Annotated in this window: 16 protein-coding genes, 1 pseudogene and 1 riboswitch; of the genes and pseudogenes, 13 read left to right on the forward strand and 4 right to left on the reverse strand. The window is 41.1% G+C overall.

The genetic code is table 11. The features are described from left to right. Positions 1–224: 224 nt before the first annotated feature. Positions 225–542 (forward strand): hypothetical protein, encoded by a 318-nt coding sequence (locus B7E06_RS04410; RefSeq protein ID WP_082232856.1) that lies wholly within the window; start codon positions 225–227, stop codon positions 540–542. 195 nt (positions 543–737) lie between these two features. On the opposite strand, the gene B7E06_RS04415 is transcribed toward B7E06_RS04410, so the two are convergent. Both B7E06_RS04415 and B7E06_RS21510 read right to left on the reverse strand, forming a co-directional pair. Next, complete coding sequence (locus B7E06_RS04415) at positions 738–1,787, reverse strand: homocysteine S-methyltransferase family protein (RefSeq protein ID WP_082232855.1); 1,050 nt, start codon at positions 1,785–1,787, stop codon at positions 738–740. Positions 1,788–1,979: 192 nt separating this feature from the next. After that, positions 1,980–2,084: riboswitch (SAM riboswitch) on the reverse strand. Between the two features lie 470 nt (positions 2,085–2,554). Continuing rightward, positions 2,555–2,680: pseudogene (locus B7E06_RS21510) on the reverse strand (potassium transporter Trk); the annotation flags it as partial. Positions 2,681–3,082: 402 nt separating this feature from the next. On the opposite strand from B7E06_RS21510, the gene B7E06_RS22190 reads away from it, so the two are divergent. The 12 genes from B7E06_RS22190 to B7E06_RS04475 all read left to right on the forward strand — a co-directional run bounded on the left by B7E06_RS22190 (position 3,083) and on the right by B7E06_RS04475 (position 16,004). After that, positions 3,083–5,713 (forward strand): NTTRR-F1 domain, encoded by a 2,631-nt coding sequence (locus tag B7E06_RS22190; RefSeq protein ID WP_425432186.1) that lies wholly within the window; start codon positions 3,083–3,085, stop codon positions 5,711–5,713. 31 nt (positions 5,714–5,744) lie between these two features. Beyond that, positions 5,745–6,950, forward strand: a complete 1,206-nt coding sequence (locus tag B7E06_RS04425; protein ID WP_082232857.1) for a hypothetical protein — start codon at positions 5,745–5,747, stop codon at positions 6,948–6,950. A 362-nt stretch (positions 6,951–7,312) separates the two neighbouring features. Continuing rightward, the gene (locus B7E06_RS04430) at positions 7,313–7,765 is read left to right on the forward strand and encodes a hypothetical protein (RefSeq protein ID WP_082232858.1); all 453 of its coding nucleotides are present in this window, start codon (positions 7,313–7,315) and stop codon (positions 7,763–7,765) included. Positions 7,766–8,164: 399 nt separating this feature from the next. Then, the gene (locus B7E06_RS04435; protein WP_082232859.1) at positions 8,165–8,737 is read left to right on the forward strand and encodes a DUF1062 domain-containing protein; all 573 of its coding nucleotides are present in this window, start codon (positions 8,165–8,167) and stop codon (positions 8,735–8,737) included. Between the two features lie 143 nt (positions 8,738–8,880). Beyond that, positions 8,881–9,378: a GNAT family N-acetyltransferase gene (locus tag B7E06_RS04440; protein ID WP_082232860.1), complete on the forward strand. Its 498-nt coding sequence runs from the start codon at positions 8,881–8,883 to the stop codon at positions 9,376–9,378. A 274-nt stretch (positions 9,379–9,652) separates the two neighbouring features. Then, entirely contained in the window at positions 9,653–10,963 is a 1,311-nt protein-coding gene (locus B7E06_RS04445) for a polysaccharide deacetylase family protein (protein ID WP_082232861.1), read from the forward strand. Between the two features lie 127 nt (positions 10,964–11,090). Further along, positions 11,091–12,023: a D-2-hydroxyacid dehydrogenase gene (locus tag B7E06_RS04450; RefSeq protein WP_082232862.1), complete on the forward strand. Its 933-nt coding sequence runs from the start codon at positions 11,091–11,093 to the stop codon at positions 12,021–12,023. A 217-nt stretch (positions 12,024–12,240) separates the two neighbouring features. Then, entirely contained in the window at positions 12,241–12,663 is a 423-nt protein-coding gene (locus tag B7E06_RS04455; RefSeq protein ID WP_082232863.1) for an SRPBCC domain-containing protein, read from the forward strand. Positions 12,664–12,969: 306 nt separating this feature from the next. Then, the gene (locus tag B7E06_RS04460) at positions 12,970–13,311 is read left to right on the forward strand and encodes a PadR family transcriptional regulator (RefSeq protein ID WP_082232864.1); all 342 of its coding nucleotides are present in this window, start codon (positions 12,970–12,972) and stop codon (positions 13,309–13,311) included. A 4-nt stretch (positions 13,312–13,315) separates the two neighbouring features. Next, positions 13,316–13,993: a permease prefix domain 1-containing protein gene (locus B7E06_RS04465; RefSeq protein ID WP_082232865.1), complete on the forward strand. Its 678-nt coding sequence runs from the start codon at positions 13,316–13,318 to the stop codon at positions 13,991–13,993. A gap of 48 nt (positions 13,994–14,041) precedes the next feature. Next, entirely contained in the window at positions 14,042–15,463 is a 1,422-nt protein-coding gene (locus tag B7E06_RS04470) for a serine hydrolase domain-containing protein (RefSeq protein ID WP_082232866.1), read from the forward strand. Positions 15,464–15,518: 55 nt separating this feature from the next. Beyond that, complete coding sequence (locus B7E06_RS04475; protein ID WP_082232867.1) at positions 15,519–16,004, forward strand: GNAT family N-acetyltransferase; 486 nt, start codon at positions 15,519–15,521, stop codon at positions 16,002–16,004. 28 nt (positions 16,005–16,032) lie between these two features. Here B7E06_RS04475 and B7E06_RS04480 read toward each other — a convergent pair whose 3' ends face one another. Together B7E06_RS04480 and B7E06_RS04485 are read right to left on the reverse strand one after the other, a co-directional pair. After that, complete coding sequence (locus tag B7E06_RS04480) at positions 16,033–16,899, reverse strand: hypothetical protein (protein ID WP_082232868.1); 867 nt, start codon at positions 16,897–16,899, stop codon at positions 16,033–16,035. After that, positions 16,883–17,800 (reverse strand): WD40/YVTN/BNR-like repeat-containing protein, encoded by a 918-nt coding sequence (locus B7E06_RS04485; protein ID WP_082232869.1) that lies wholly within the window; start codon positions 17,798–17,800, stop codon positions 16,883–16,885. Before B7E06_RS04485 ends, B7E06_RS04480 begins: the two co-directional genes overlap by 17 nt. Between the last annotated feature and the right edge of the window lie 111 nt (positions 17,801–17,911).

The following is a 17,911-nucleotide window of genomic DNA, read 5'->3' on the forward strand; positions in this document are numbered from 1 at the left end:
AGGGGGCGATTGTTCAATACGAGCAATCGCTTTTTCGCTAACAGGAATGAGACTCAGATAATAGAATGTATGAAACTAAATTGAATTGATTTCGTATGGCTATTAGGAAGCTTTATTACATAATCATAGCAAATTGAATTAATTAAACTGACGGTGCAGGATAGTTCAACAAGAGAGCAGCTTTTCGTTAAAAGGCAAGGTTGTCGAATAGGGGTGAGGTAGATATGAAATTGGTAAGCAGGATTCAAGAAAAATACAGAAAAAGTAATAAGTTATTTTTAGCTTTAAAAGTTCTATTAAGCGCTTTTACAATTTTCTTTGCTGTTAGGGTTTTATTCCTATCTATTTCGGGATTAGTGAGTTCGGATACTTCAACTGATTTTCCGAATTTATTACTTTTTGGTATGCTTTTTTCTTTAGGATTATCTAATGCTGTCGAACTAGTTGAAAAGTTTGTTACCAAGAAAAAAGAATATTTTACACTATTACTTATAACTACATTCTTCCTTCTTGGTGTCTCCGTATTTGTATTGTGGATATGAAATCGCAACACAAAATTAAGTAAGTTTTTAAACAAACAGATGCGTCAGTTTGAGATATACTCGAGAATATCTCGAAATCAAGTCTTACAGTAAAGGGGGCGAATCTTGGATAAAAAGATTTGGAACCGTCGCTGGGGAAATAAAGAATAAAGCTTTGAAAAACGCCTGACCGTATTTTTGGACAGGCGTTTTAACTTATGCTTTTGTCTTATAAGATGTGATGTGATCCTGCAGCGTGTCGTCACTGCCGAACAAGAAGTGTTTCTCCATATTCGGGGAATAGGTGGAGTTTACAGCTGTACGGCCGACGGTTTCTGCCACTTCACGAAGCATAGCCGGAGAAGCTCCACAGCAGAGTCCCAAATAGTTTACACCAATACTGTGGGCTTCTTTGGCCCACTCAGCAAGCTCATACCTGTTCGTGTATAGCGGATCCAGGGACGTTGGGAACGTTGTTTCCGTTGGAAGTGTACAAGCACAGCTGCCGTCCGGCAGGTTGAAGAAGGTAGGGTGTTCTTCTGTTGTGCGGTAAGGAATGGGAAGGGCACCTACATAACCGTCCACCGTATTACGTATTTTCTCTATATATGGTTGCATCGTTGCTGGTCCGCGGAAGCAGTTCATCCCCACAACAAGAGCGCCTTTTTCTTTTAATAAGCGGCAGGCTTCTTCTACTTCGTAGCCATCTCGCAGAATATTTTCTCCCATCAGGCCAAATGTGATTACGGCAGGAAGCTCTTGTTTTTGGATTTCTTCGAGAGCAATCAAGGCTTCTTCATAGTAATAGAAGGTTTCTCCGTTCACAAAGTCTACGCCTTCTTCCTTACACCAGCCGATCATCTCCGCAAACATGCTTCTTGTTTTTTCAACAGCTTCGGGATCATCCGGGTTGAACAGGTTCGTGTTAGAAATGTTCCCAGCTACGAGTGCTTCTTCCTCAGGGTGCTCCTGGGCTACCTCTTTGGCTAGACGGATGGCCTGTCGGTTAAGCGGCTCTAATAAATCCTCTTTGCCGATGATTCTCATTTTTTCACGGTGGCCGTTATAGGTAAAGGCTAAGACGACGTCAGAGCCTGCGAGCATATAGTCACGATACGTCTGTTTTAGTGCCTGAGGGTTATCCAGGGCTACTTCAGGTACAAAGGATCCGGCCTGTAAATAGCCGCGGCGCTCTAGCTCAAATAAGTAGCCTTCTCCACAAATAACGGGTCCATCCTGTAATCTTTGTTCTAATGATCGTTTCATTTCATTCAACAACCTTTCTGTTTTATAAGAATAGTTTATCTTTAGAAAGCAAGTGCTCTTTTACAAGGCACGATGGCTTTCGGTCGGATACGGGCTAAAATTGTTCAATCCTGTTGGGTCATATGGTAATCATCTCCTTCGAAAAAAATAAGGACCTCCTTGGGTAAGGAAGTCCTTTATGCATAAAGAGTCTCCTTATCTTCAAGGTATAACTACTACCTTCTGGATTTAGCACCGTGCCAATGGCTGGTTGCTGAGGTATCAAAGGGCCAGTCCCTACACCTCTCTGGATAAGTTTTACTAGTATGTAGTTTTTGAAAAACAGTTGCCCTCGTTACATGAGAAGCATTCTTAATCAGAAATCAAATAAAGAATTCATTTTGAAAATTAGATGTTGATAATTTCGCTTGCGTTTTACAATACAGGAAAACGAAATAAGAATCAATGGAATTTTTAGAAAAGAAGTTTTAAACTTGATTCTGATTTATTTGAAAATACATGCCAGATGTGTGGATGCTCACTGAGTGGTGCCTGCCCCGTATTGAAAGGCACTCGGTGCAAGATATAAAGTAAGTCGTTCACCCTCTTCATCCATGAGAATATAACCTAGGTTAGATGCAAAATACCTCTATTTTAAATCTTCCGTTATCGGGGGAAAATCTGTAACAAAAGGGTTTGTTCTTTATAATTTCAAAGTTTAAATTAAGAAAAGATAGCTCAATACATTAGAGCTATCTTTTCTTAGGTGCTTTCTATTTCTATTATAGTTAATCTTCAAGTACTAGTTTTTTCTCGAAACGGTTAATATCCTTGTCTGCCCCAATCACGATTAATATATTATTTTCCCTGATGGCTTCGATAGCCTGGGGGGATACAATCACATCTTTCTCTTTTTATGGAATGAATTTTTCATGAACTTTATCATGCAATACGTCATGTAGGCAACCATCATCGTCTGTAGATAAAATAGATTAGTAATGAGTTCGTGTCAAAGGGCTGAAAGTCCCTGCTTCTGATACTTCGTTCATTGTTATACCTCCAAAAATCGTGCGTCTTTTTGCAGATCTAGCAAGTAATACCAACGTATCAACTTTTACAGCTGGAACCAGATCGATAAATATCATTGTTTTTGAATAGCAAGAATTAGGGCTTCTTATTACTCCGAAGCCTTTTAATTTAATAAATATTAAGTATATATTCCTTTTTCGTCCAAACCATTAAAGAAAAACACCATATCTTTATTAAAGGAAGTTTATTATAATTTCCAAACTTAAATGAAAGGATGTGAGTTTAAATTGATTATTAACCAAATTTCTAATGGAGGATTTGAAACCGGGATACTTGCTCCTTGGGTAGGTTTTAATGCTTCCGTCACGCCAGCGGCCAGTCACACAGGTGCTTTTAGCGCACTTTTAGCACCTTCTGCCAGTTTAGCAACTATCTCTCAAACTTTTCCTATCAGTGAAGGAGAGAATTTTGAATTTCTTTCATCCTTTGCAAGAACGAATAGTAATCCCAGCCCTCCAATATCAATCACTTTGGTCTATTATAATGCAAGTTTTAATCCATTAAGTGTAGGTTTAAGTATAAATATCCCTTCTAACAGACTTTCAGCGGTTGGGGAGTGGCTGGAAGTGTATGAAACTTCTACTCCAGCGCCAGCCGGCACAGCGAGCGGAGTTTTGTCTATTCGAAAGCTTCCTCAAGCAGGAGCATCTAACGTTTATGTAGATGATGTTGCTTTATTAACGGTTGAAGGTACAGGTACCACTGGGCCGACAGGAGCGACAGGAGCCACCGGAGTCACGGGAGTCACGGGAGCCACGGGAGTAACTGGAGCCACGGGAGCTACAGGAGCTACGGGAGCTACCGGAGTAACAGGAGCAACAGGAGCAACAGGAGCAACAGGAGCTACAGGAGCTACGGGAGCTACAGGAGCTACGGGAGCAACAGGAGCAACAGGAGCAACAGGAGCCACGGGAGCGACGGGAGTCACAGGAGCCACCGGAGTCACGGGAGCCACGGGAGCCACAGGAGCCACGGGAGCGACTGGAGCGACAGGAGCGACAGGAGTCACCGGAGCCACGGGAGTCACCGGAGCGACAGGAGTCACCGGAGCCACGGGAGTCACCGGAGCGACAGGAGTCACCGGAGCCACGGGAGCCACCGGGGCGACAGGAGTCACGGGAGCCACCGGAGTCACGGGAGCGACAGGAGCCACGGGAGTTACCGGAGCGACAGGAGCCACCGGAGCGACAGGAGCCACCGGAGCGACAGGAGTCACCGGAGCCACGGGAGTCACCGGAGCCACGGGAGTCACCGGAGCGACAGGAGCCACGGGAGCCACGGGAGCCACCGGAGCCACGGGAGCGACGGGAGCCACGGGAGCCACCGGAGCCACGGGAGCGACGGGAGCCACGGGAGCCACCGGGGCGACAGGAGTCACGGGAGTCACCGGAGCGACAGGAGTCACCGGAGCGACAGGAGTCACCGGAGCGACAGGAGTCACCGGAGCCACGGGAGCCACCGGGGCGACAGGAGTCACGGGAGTCACCGGAGCGACAGGAGTCACCGGAGCGACAGGAGTCACCGGAGCGACAGGAGTCACCGGAGCCACGGGAGTCACCGGAGCGACAGGAGCCACCGGAGTCACAGGAGCCACCGGAGTAACCGGGGCGACAGGGGTCACCGGAGCGACAGGAGCAACAGGACCAACTGGTATTACCGAAGCAACTATCTCCAATGTCGGCCCTAATGTTAGCTCTCAATTTAATGAGTTAAGAACAGCTCAGCGAACCCCTTTAATAGAATTAACGTCTGTTTATGGGTTATCAGATTTAAGAGATGTCACCGAAGTAGGCGGAAGTGCTACGGTGGGAACGAATAACACTGAATTTGTTTTAAGCACAACAGCGAACGGTGCAGACTTTGCTGTGCTTCAAAGCGCCGAAAGAGGAAGGTATCAATCAGGTTTTGCTGCAGAATCGGGAATTGGAGTCAGGCTGCCTACTCCTCCTACTGGAGACCAAGTTGTAAGGTGGGGAATGTTCGATGATGAAAATGGTTTCTTCTTTGGCCAAAATGTAGCAAACGGAATTTTTATTGGAATAAGAAGAGGAGGTACGGACACCCTTATTCAGCAAAATTCATGGAATGTTGATCCACTTGATGGCACAGGTCCTAGTGGGGTGACTCTAGATCTGTCGGAAGGTAATATTTTTGAGATTGACTTCACTTGGTATGGGTATGGGGTTATCCAGTTTAGTGTAGTAGTACCGAATCCTGTTACTTTAGCTCAGGAAGTTGTAACGGTTCACCGCTATTCCCCAACCTCGCAGACGAGTGTTGAAGACCCTAATCTTCCAGTTAGGGCAGAAGTGAATAATGAAGGAACAGCTTCTGCGTTAACATTGTTTGTTGGAGGAAGACAGTATTCCATTATTGGAAATTATGACCCTGTATTTAGGGTGACTTCAGAAAGAAGGCAAATTACAGCAACCACTACACTGACTCCAATGATATCCTTCCAGAGAAAAACCGAATTTCCGGCGGGTTCTGGAAGACCTAATTCAGTGAGTGTTGAATTAGAAGGAATTGATCTAGTAACTCAGGAAGATATATACTATCAAATCATTCTTGGGGGAACTCTCAACGGGTCGTTTGTAGATTTCCCAACAGCCACGACCAATATTCCGACTGACGAAACGGCTCTTCAGGTTAATATTACGTCCACTACGATTTCGGGAGGGCAAGTTGTACTGCAAGGACTTGCAGCAGCAGCTGCCACAGGCAATAACCGCGTTTTAGCTTCTGCCTCCCTGCTTGACTTTGAACTTCCAGATTTTGAAACTATAACATTAGCAGTGGGTACCTTTGCGGGCTCTGGGTCAGTAGTAGCAACCTTTAGGGTGACGGAAGAATGGTAATTTTATTAAAAATACTGAAGGAGGGAGTAAGATGGCTGATATAATCATTTCCAATGTTGGTCCTAATGTGTCCTCCCAGTTTAATGAACTGAGAAATTCCGAAAAAACACCAATTATTGAACTTACTTCTGTGTACGGGTTATCTGATTTAAGGGATATCGTAGAAACCATTGGAACAGGATCTGTATCTAACGATGCTACTGAATATTTAGTAAGCACAGCAGCTGGCTCGACAGATGCTGCAATATTAGAAAGTGCTTTGCGTGGCCGGTATGAACCGGGGTATGCCGGAGAAGCAGGAATTGGAGCGAGACTGCCTGACGCACCTACAGGAGATCAAGTGGTACGATGGGGGATGTATGATAGCGAGAATGGTGCTTTTTTTGGCACTACAAGTACCGATATTTTTGTAGCTGTTCGCAGAGATGGAACAGATGATATTATCAACCAAGGCTCTTGGAATGTAGACAATTTAGATGGCACAGGCCCGAGTGGTGTGACACTCGATTTAAGTGAGGGGAACATTTATCAGGTTTTATTTACCTGGTATGGTTATGGTGTGATTGAATTTAGGGTAGTACTTCCTAACCCAGTTACCTTAGCACAAGAAGTAATTACCGTGCATAGGTATACACCGATTGGTGAAACGAGTTTTGTGGACCCCAACCTGCCACTTAGGGCTGAGGTAGACAATAATGGAACAGGTTCTCCTCTTACTTTATATATTGGTGGAAGAGCTTACGGAATTATCGGACGGTATGACCCTGTATTTAGAGTAACGTCTGAAAGAAGGCAGTTGACCGGTGTTACTTCTACGTTAACCCCTGTTATTTCTTTTATTAGAAAAACGGAATTTCCTGCAGGGTCAGGACGAGCGAATTCGATTGAAGTAAATTTAGAGGAGATTAATCTTATTTCCTCACTTGATATCGCCTATCAGGTTATTTTAGGAGGGACAGTTAACGGCACGTATAACAATTACCCAACAGCCACGACCAATATTCCTAATGATGAAACGGGATTGCTAGTAAACAATAATGCGACAACCATAACAGGCGGAGAAGTGGTTTTTCAAGGGATTACTTCAGGAGGCGGAGGAGCTGACCGAGTAACAGCAAAAGCGTTACTCCTAGATTTTAACTTGCCAACCGATTTGCCAATAACATTAGCCGTATCGAATTTAGAAGGTGGAACGGCCACTGTCAGAGCTGTATTTAGAGTAACTGAAAGCTGGTAAATATAACTTCAAGAATAATTGGAGCCGTTCTTTAAATCTTAAAGGCTGTAAGTTTTTCAATATTAATTAGAGGAAGGCGTGCCGCGTGCACGCCTTTTCTTATGAATTCGGTTTTAAATTTTAAAACATACCGTTTTACCTTTCAGTCATTAATGGGGAGTGAATTTTTGAAAGGGATGGAGAATTTGGTGACGACCAGTTTATGTATGATGGTCAACTGAAGAAGAGGTATTAGCCAGATGCCTAATTTCACTGACCGAACGGTAGAAATTGCGAAGGAGTACACCTTAGAGACATAGCTTATTTAATAAATAACTCCTGACTGGGAACATTAAGTTAAATAAGTAAAAGGAGTTCCCAATATGTGGATTAATATTGTAGTCGGTCTAGTTATTCCCTGGTTAACGATCGGTTATTTATTCATAAAAAATCCAGTAGTAATCATATTGATGTATCCACTAGGGGTAGCTACTGCATTTGTAGGCAGTGATTGGGGTTTTGGACTTTTTTGGGAAGTTACTCCGACTTATGAGCAGAACCATTCTTTGCCAGCGTTTCCTTTCAAAATCGGTTACTTCCCCCTATTGGCCGTTTTGTTTGGTTATATAAAAGCAAAGGAAATAATCAATACACCTCTGCTTATTATTTTATTCACGATCATTACCGCTTTTATGGAGCTTGTAGGGGTTTGGGCGGGTAAAATTATCTATTCTCATGGTTGGAACATTTTCTGGACACTTTGGATCTATTTATTAGGGTTTATGGGAACGACCTTCTATATAAAAATACTTAAGAAGTATAAAATTTTAGAGTAGAGACGTATTTCCCCTCTATTATACGACTAGTATAGGGTTAGTGTTCTTTTAATGCAGGGTATCTCGAAAACAACTCTTTTAGAAAAGGGGTAGAATATTTATTTGAGAATAGCATTGACACAGATTACCACCGTGGTATTGTGGAATTGGGAGAAATATGGAAGGTGGAATTAGATTTGCCAACAACTTGTAATGGTTAAAAAGTAATTAAATAGTACATTTTTTCTTATTATTTTTATTCATAGGAGAAGTGTGTCTATTTTTAACCATTACAGGGAACGCGGGATTAACAGTTGTTTAATTCCATGCGGGATTACTATAAGGTATCCTTTTTTTATGGGAAATCTTTCTCCACTCAACCGTTATTGGCGTTCCTCTGAATTATAGGAGGAGCGATGTATGAGCGTTAATGAATTATTAACTTATGAGATTATTCCTCAGGAAATACCCAGCGTCATTCGTAACTGTAGTAAATGTAAAAGGGATACAGCATTCTATTGTAGTGAGAAATTCAGGGTGAATGCAAATCAAAAAATGGTGGATGTTTGGGTTGTTTATAACTGTACACATTGTGAGGGAACTTGGAATTTCCCTATATTATCTAGAGTACATGTAAATAAAATTAATGCTGAAACATATTCCAAATTTATGAATAATGATAAAGAGACCATCTGGTACTATGCTTTTCAATTCAATCATTTGCGGAAACTATGTAATGAAGTGAATACAACTATACGTTACGAGTTAAGGGAAGAGAGGCTTGAATCAAAAACGAACCATCTTACCATTAGGTTTTCCTGTAAACATGATTTTGGTCTTAGAATTGATAAACTATTAGCAGAAATACTTGGCATTTCAAGGTCCAATCTAATAGAACTTGAGCGTAATGGAATGATAAGGCTAAACCCAAATATAAATATAAAGAAAAAAATTATGGATAACTTACAAGTAACAATTTGTGAATTATTATAAATAAGGAATAGGGGCTAACTCTCAGAAGGAGTTCAGCCCCTTCTTCAATACTGTAGAAGCCTCTGGGGAAGAAAGCTATCCAGACCTGTTAGGGAAAATCTTTTCTTATTAATCAATCCAGTTACGAATGGGGTTTTAACAAGATGATTTCTTTAAGAAATGTTCAAGATGCAGATTTAGAACGGCTACTACTGATTGAGAATGAGAGCTTTTCGTTAGAAGAAGCTGCGTCAAAAGAAACATTGTTGGAGAGGATTCAGTTGATAGCTGATACTTTTATTGTGGCAGAAAGGGATAGGGAAATTCTTGGATATATTAATGGACCTGTTATTGATCAACCTTACATAACCGATAATCTTTTTACGGAAATTAAAAAGAATCCGAAAAAAGGAGGATATCAGAGTGTTTTAGGGTTAGCAGTGTCCAAAAGAGCAAGAAATCAAAGGATTGCAAAAGATTTAATGGAGAGAATGGAAGAGATTGTAATAGAAAATGAAAGAGAGGGAATTACTTTAACTTGTAAACAGGAGTTAGTATCTTTTTATGAAAAATTGAGGTTTGATAACCATGGCATGTCTAAATCAAAACATGGTGGAGGAAGTTGGTATAACTTGGTCAAATTAAGAGCGGATATGAATTGATATTTCTTAAGAATAGGGGCTTATCTGTAGCAAAGATAAGTCTCATTGTTATGGAAAAAGTTGAGTTTCTGGATTCATTTTGAAATAATTGGTAGAAATAACAATAATAATCCTCCAAAGAATTGAAACTGAATACTACCTTCTTACATAGGTCATTGCATTTCTTACAATGAAAATCTCTTAACGTCAAAGTTATAGAGCGGGAAATACATACTCGAACGAAAACAGACACAGCTGGTAAAGAAGATTTAGTTAAATACAAGGAGTGGTGTTTGTGAAAAAGTATTTTGTCTGGATTTTGATTTTGCTCATACTGCCTCTTATGATAGGTTGTCATGCTCGTCCAACAGTCACGGAGGAATCGGACACAGAACCTCCTCCTGCCGAAAAAAGAGAACAGACCAAAGAAGAGAATTCGAAAAAGGAACAAAAAAAATTGTTACATCAAGCCAAAGCCTTCGCGCAACAATACGATTATGAGAAAGCTATAACCCTATTAAATGAATCCGATACAAACAAAGCAAAAGACATTCAAGAGGCTATGGAAACATACAAAAACGAAAAGAAAGAACTTATTACCTGGCCAGACAATAGCAAGATCCCGCATTTATTTTTTCACTCATTGGTAGTTGACGAATCGAAGGCATTTGACGGGGACTCCATGTCTAAGGGTTATCAAGATTACATGGTAACCATTGATGAATTTAAGAAGATTCTAAAGCATTTATACGAAAGAGGATATGTCCTTGTAGATCTTGATGATATTGCTAAACTTGATAAGAAGGGGAACATGGTTTTTCAGGAACTTCGTTTACCTGAGGGGAAAAAACCGTTGGTATTATCCCAAGATGATGTGAGTTATTATGAATATATGAAAAATGACGGCTTTGCAAAAAATTTAACGATTGACGATAACGGGAAGGTGACCAATACTTACGTAAATGAAGAGGGACAAGTCGTTCAAGGGGCGTATGATCTAGTCCCTATTGTGGATGATTTTGTTGCCAAACATCCTGATTTTTCTTACCGGGGAGCGAAAGGTATTATTGCGTTAACTGGATACAATGGGGTGCTCGGATATCAAACATCGGAAAGTGGCTATGGTTCAAACGGTGATCACCCCAACCCAAACATTAAAGAAGATCAGCAGCAAGCAAAAAAAGTAGCTGATAAAATGAAACGAGAAGGGTGGACATTTGCCTCTCATAGTTGGGGACACCTTGATGTAAACAAAATATCCTTGGGTTTATTAAAGAAGGATACTTCCAAATGGAAAGAAGAAGTGGAACCCCTTGTGGGACCTACAGACACTATTATTTTTGCATTTGGCAGTGACATTGGCAGTTGGCATCCCTATTCCAATGATAAATACAATTTTTTAAAAGATCAGGGTTTTGATTATTATGCCAATGTAGACGCCTCAAAGGATGCCTGGGCTCAATTAGGAAAACAATACTTTCGTCAATCCCGTATCAATGTGGATGGCTTACGGATGAAGCAAGCGGTGAATGGGGAAAACGTTGTGCTAGAACAATTCTTTGATGTTGAAGATGTATGGGATTCCTCAAGACCTGCAGCTAATTAGTTTATTTCGTCTATTATTTTTCCTTAGATTGTAAACCAGGAGGGAACAAGTGCATTTCTATTGGATGCTTATTAGAATTGAACGTGATCTCGAAGCATTACCTAATAAATAGTAGGGGGGAAATCTAATGAACATACATAATATACTGGTGGCAGGAAACTATGAAGAGGAATTTCAGGAAAAGTTACCAGCTAAAACTCCGCAGAGCTTTCGTTTTAAGCATTTGGATGAAATCACAGAAGAGGATTTGTTATGGGCAGATGCCTATGTCGGTTTCAAGCCATGCCGAGGCTTCCACTTTGGCGAGATAAAATGGGTCCATTCCTTTAATGCGGGAGTAAACAATTTTTTGGAAATGGAGGGGTGGAAGGAACATGATATCCTTCTAACCCGAACGGTTAGCACATTTGGACAAAGAATAAGCGAGTATTGCTTAAGCTATGTATTAAGGGAGCTTCAATTTCATCACTACTTTGGGGATAGACAAAGAGAGAAGAAGTGGGCTCCCAAAACTCCACAAATGGTGAAGGACCAAACGATTGTTATATTTGGTACAGGGGAGATTGGCCAGGAGGTTGCCAAAGTATTTTCGAGCTTCGGAGCTGCCGTTTTCGGCGTCTCCCACAGCGGCAGGCAGAAGGAGTATTTTCAAAAAGTGACAGACACCAGCTCTGCTGGCACGCTGACTGCACAGGCCGATTGGATTATTAGCACATTGCCTTTGACAAGTGAAACGAGTAAGCTGTTTAATCGTTCGTTTTTCAACAATCTAAATGGTGCTGCCTTTATTAATGTAGGAAGAGGTCATACGGTAGACGAGCAAGCGCTCATTGAAGCGCTAAATAACAGCAGGGTCCGTTATGCGGTGTTAGATGTTCTTGAAACAGAACCGCTTCCTGAGAATTCCGAGCTATGGAAACGAGACGATATCGTCATCACTCCTCACATATCAGCTGTGACAGAGCTGGATGAAGCGGTAGCCTGCTTTGTGGAATCATTGAAGAGAATCGAAAATAATGAAGTCTTACCTAATAGGGTGGATTTTTTGAAGGGGTATTAATAGATAAGTAAGAATCATTAGCGAAGAAGTATTGTTTAAGAGGAGTCTTTATGAAAAGGAATAAAACTGTATCAAAAAGGTTTGGCCTGTTTAGTTATAAGTAGAGGCAGAATTTTAGAAGAGATGGATTCGAAATAAGTAGATGGTGTTTATATTTGTTTATAGGGTAGATTAAAAAGTATAGAAACCATAAACCATGAAAGTGAGTTGAAGATGGTTGAATAATCTCTCCAAAATGAGAATTCACAAGTCGGCCGATAAGATTTTTGAAGCTTTTGTTGATCCTGAGTTAATAGGTAATTTTTGGTTTTCGTCAAGTTCTGAAAGGTGGGAGGAAGGTAAGACTATTACTTTAAGATATGAAGAATACGAGGCACAAGGTGATATAGACATTATTGAACTTCAGGAACATAAAAAGATTGTCTTTAAGTCGGAAGATAATCATAAAGTAACTATCAATTTTGTTCAAGAAGACGGAAACAGTACAATTGTTGAGGTCAATGAAGAAGGATTTGAGGGTAGCAATGAAAACCTTATGAATGAATTATTGGACAACAAAGAAGGTTGGGTATATATGCTTGCGTGTTTGAAAGGATACATGGAGTATGGTATCAATCTTCGAGCAGCGCTAGTTAAGTGAAACACAAAGTATGAAATAGGGACTAGTGTAACACAGTACTTTGCTGTTGAAATTAAAATGTTGTATGTGTCCATCTATAAGTTTTTCCCAAATACATATAACTCGATCCAGTGTCAGGACCAGGCAGGGTCATAGCGCCAGCATCCCTAGGAGAGGCGATTATTCAACAAGAATAATCGCCTCTTTTCTATAAAGCTTAATTTTTTCAAAATCAGAAGAAGCAACTGTAATATAAATACTATGTGTGATAAATTACTTTGACATACATAGTAATATGTTATATATTATAATCCATGGAGGTGGAAAATGTTGCCTAAGAAAATCTCGAATGACTTGATACGGGGCCATACCGATACCATTGTGTTAAACCTCCTGAACCAGCAGGATAGTTATGGTTATGAAATCTATAAAAAAATTCTCCAATTAAGTGACGGACAATACGAACTGAAAGAAGCTACTCTTTATACAGCTTTTCGACGGTTAGAAAAAGAAGACTTAATTACTTCGTATTGGGGTGATGAAACACAGGGAGGACGCCGTAAGTACTATCAGCTAACAGATGAGGGGAAAGAGCGTTACTATCAGAATAAAAGAGATTGGGAGTTTGCTAAAGAAATCTTAAACAAACTTATTGAAGGAGGGAGCTAAGCGAATGAAGCGGCAAAGCAGTCTTGATAAAAAAATGGAGACATACCTTGATAGGGAGTTTTCAGGGGTGGGAGCCAGTCAACAGCTTTATGAATTGAAGGAAGAATTAACCGTTAATCTTAAGGAAAAAGTAAGGGACTACGAAAAGGATGGAATGAGTGAAGAAGCAGCGATTAAAAAAGCCATTCAATCTATGGGAGACTTAAGCGGTCTTAAAGAAGATATGCGCCGCCTTGGAGTAGATACAACGAGAAAACAAGTGTATACCTCTATGTCCTCAAGAATTTCTAATGTGGGGTTAATTGTCGGGATATTAACTATGTGTTTTGGCGTCTTGACTAGTTTGATGCTGTATTTTTTGGGTCTTCCTGGAGAATCTGTGATTAGTCCTGCCATCTTTATTGTGATTGGAGGAGCACTGGTCACCTACAGTCTGCTTACTAGAGAGACCATGAAGCATTATGCTATGAGAAAAAGCATGGCATTGCTTTATACATTGGCGATCGGACTCCTTTTATTTAGTCTCTTTGTTGCTCTCACTTCAGGACTTGCGACAGGAGAAATGTTTGTCGCTATCAGTTCCTTTATGGTTTTCTTCCTTATAGGTTTAGCCTTGCTGCTTGTTCTTCTATTTATCCCGCAGATAAATAGGAAAAAGGAGAGGAATGTGCCGACTCCTTAACGATCTAGTAAACCGGCTGATTAAACAATTAAGGAGCAGGTGGACACTATGATAAATAAATTGATTTGTTTGATCCTTTTATTTATTCCTAACCTTGTTCAAGCCCAGGAAGTAAGTAGTCAAAATGAAAGTCTTCATTCGTATATGGAAAAAGCTATGGAGGAATACCATATTCCCGGAGCAGCTTTAGGAGTCATCCAGGATGGTAAGGTTACTTTCAAACAATCATTTGGAGTACAAAGTAACGATGAGGCAGTGACAGATAATACCGTTTTCACTTTAGGATCTGTGAGTAAACCCCTGACAAGCCTTGGGATGATGAAATTAGCGGAGAAGGAAGAAGTTAAGCTGGAGGACCCGATCGATAATTATATTGCTTTTGATTATGGACAGAAGGACAGCGAAAAAGAAATAACGATTAAACAGCTTCTCTCCCATACAAGTGGGATCAGCACATATGATGGACTTAAAATAGCGGATCAGAACTTAAGAGGAAAACACGCAATCTCGGAAGCAGTAGAATTATTGGAACCAGCTGAACTGACAGCTAATCCGGGGGATACTCATCAATATAGTGCAGCCAACTATTTGCTGCTTGGAAAAATAATTGAGGAAGTATCTGGGCGGCCTTTTGAAGAGTACATGACAGAAACAGTATTTGCCGACTTAGGAATGAGTCAAACAGCAGCAACTTATGAAAGTGCACTAAAACTAGATTATCAGCCTGGATTTCAATCGTGGTTTGGAAAACCTTTAAAAAGTGACGGTTGGTTTGATGACAGCGGGGCTCCTTATGGATATATGGCTTCTACACTTAACGATATGACTAAGTTTCTACAAAAGCTGCTAGAGCCGGATGAATTATTATCTCAACCGTTTGCGGACCTATATTTTTCTCCGCAAGTCCATCGAAAAGGAGACTCCTACTATGGCTTGGGCTGGAGAATAAACACCAATGAAAAAGACCCTTATCTTTTCCATGGAGGAGAAACCCCGGATTCAAAAGCAGAGTTGTTTGTCAGTCAAGCTAAAGATTATGCTTTTATATTACTCACAAATAAGAATAATTTTTCAGAAGTTATGCAAACAGCGCATATGAGAGATGGAATTCAATCGATTATTGAGAACCAAGAAGCAAAGCCATTGCCGAAAGTCAGCTCCCAAATGCTGTGGTCCACTGCGATAGCGACAGTCATCATAGGGCTCTTTTCTTTATGGAGTATGATTCAATTCTCCCGAAAAAAAGTGAGGAAACAGAAGGTATGGGTTTCTATCGCCATACTATCTCTTGTTATAGGGATTATTCTGATTCCTGTTTTAGTTAAAATATTCGGGTCACCGTGGCATACAATTGTTTCTTATGCGCCGGATATTGCTTTATTGGTAAAAGTAATCGTAGGTATTTTATTGATAAATGGGATAGGGTTATTAGCGATATACGGAAAAAGAAGAGCGGACACACTTTATTGAGCTAGATTTTAATGGAAGAAATACAGAAATTCCGTAATTGAGGGAGGTCTCTAAGTTGAACATTCGATATATCAAAAGCTCCGATTATTATATCCTCTCACCCATAATCAACGAGTGGTGGGGCGGCAGGCAAGTGTCAGGCTTGCTGCCTAAGCTATTTTTCGATCACTTTCAAAACTCAAGCTTTATAATAGAACAAAACAGGGAGACTATTGGATTTATTATCGGCTTCATGTCTCAAGCAAACAAGGAAGAAGCTTATATTCACTTTGTCGGCATTCATCCAGATTATAGAAAAAGAAATATTGGTAAGCGGCTGTATGAGGAATTTTATCAAGCGGCTCGTAAAGAAAACCGAAGCATTGTGAGAGCCGTAACTTCTCCTGTAAATAAAGGCTCAATTGCTTATCATACGAAAATGGGGTTTGAGATTGTGAAGGGCGATAAAGAAGTGGAGGGAGTGTCTGTCTTTGAAGATTATGACGGCCCTGGCAAGGACAGAGTTTTATTTAGAAAAAATTTACATACTGAGGAAAAATAAGAGGACGGAGATCTCCGTCCTCTTTCCTTTAGAATTCAGGTGACTCAGCATATTCCAAAGTTACGGGCTCATTTTCTTCCATAGAAGCTTCATAAAGAGTAATTTCTCCCTCTGGCGGATCCGGATCATTAGAGTGGCTCGCAAAATTTTCATTTAAAGCAATTGTCCATTCCGCTTCATCTTGATTTGTCAACACGATCGCAAGCGTCCCAAATTGAACAATATCATCATAAGGATACAGTTGAGGTTTCCCGGCGTCCTCTACAATAATACCTTCTGGTGTGGTAGTTACCTGCACATTTTCCCCACGCCACTTTCCTGAAAGCGAAGAAGAGACATAGGAATAAGAGATGCCGCTGTCTCGATAACCATAGGTGCCGATGTACTGGTGAAGGGTCCCGTCCGCTGCCTGATAGGTAACGGCGGCAACATCATCCTCCAGCCACTTTACTTTGAAATCTCCCTTCGTTTCATATGGCAGGTTTTCTTGAGGTCGGGCGAATAGGCCATACCGGGTTCGATAATAGGTTGACTGACCTGTTTCTACATCTTCTTTGAGCACTAACATTTGTTTAAGATCCGGCGACAGGCTGACCACATGGTGAACTCTATCGTTTTGGTTCATCATCATGACGATTTGAAAGGTCATCAGTCCGACAGCGAGCACAGGGAGGATGATTTTCCAGATTTTCGACATGCGAAAAACAAGAAAGAGACTGACTGTGAGACAGACGACAATAATGATATTTATGACATAAAAGAGGCGTAGATCGGTATATTCAACTTCAAACCTCGTATGAAAAAGCAGATAGGCGGCCTGCATACAAAAGAGGCCGACAGCTATTGTAAGGAGCACGCCTGTTAAAATTTTCGTAAGCTTAGTCCGTGATTTCATCGGGCTGTACCTCCTCATCAAATTCCCATGTCTGACCATTGTCAGCAGAAATGAATTTCCCTTGGACAAGTCCGCCGTTATAGTCCCCATTAGGGCCCTGCTCAATATAAACCGCTAAGTGGTCATTTTCCTTAAAAGGAAGCTTGGCCATAACAAACACTCTTTCATACTGCTCGGGAATTTCAACGTGAGAGGTATGCCAAGAAACTCCCCCATCATCGGTATAATACAGTGTCGGCTCTTCCGGATTAAGTGTGCCATAGGAAAGAAAACCGAGGTTTTTATCAACAAAACCGCCGTCATAAAGGAGACGCTGAACACCGGAACTCTCTGTTTCCTGCCATGTCTCGCCGCCGTCTTTAGTGAGGTAGATGGTTGATAATTCACTGGACATCGTGCGGCCGCCTGAAAGTACGGCATAACCGAAGGAGTCCTCAATAAAATCAATTTTTCTAAAACGCAGTCCGGAAATTTGGTTTGCCACAACGGTTTCTTCCCACGTCTCTCCCTTATCAAGGGAAGTAAGCAGAACAGCGGTCTCACCAGCGGCATACAGAAAGCTGGCCCGGTCTTTTGTAAGCACGTAGCTTCCTTCCATCAGCTCCTCCTGGCTGCCGTTATATTCTCCTTGAAACAGTTGATCTTTTTCAATAGGAACCTCCGTCCAGCTGTCGCCGTTATCATATGTAAGGTGAAGCTTATCTTTTTCCAGCGAGTACCCGATGGAGCCTTCGATCTCAGTTGGCTGAAGAGGAGCTGATTCTCTCTCTTCAAGGATCTCCTGATTTCTTGCAGTATCAATTGTAGGAGGCTTGGGCCGAGGTGATTTTTCAAATATAAACGGGCCGGTTATGAGACCGGCGAACATAAGAATAGCTGTAACGATCAACAGCGGCTTCATTTCATCCCTTCTTTCTTAACTTTTTAAGGTCAGGCTTTGCATGTTATAGTTAGGAATTATATACAATTTTAGGAAAATAGACGGTAGTCATGTATTGTATCTTATTGATCA

This window comes from Halobacillus massiliensis, from assembly GCF_900166625.1.
GTDB classification, from domain to species: domain Bacteria; phylum Bacillota; class Bacilli; order Bacillales; family Halobacillaceae; genus Halobacillus_A; species Halobacillus_A massiliensis.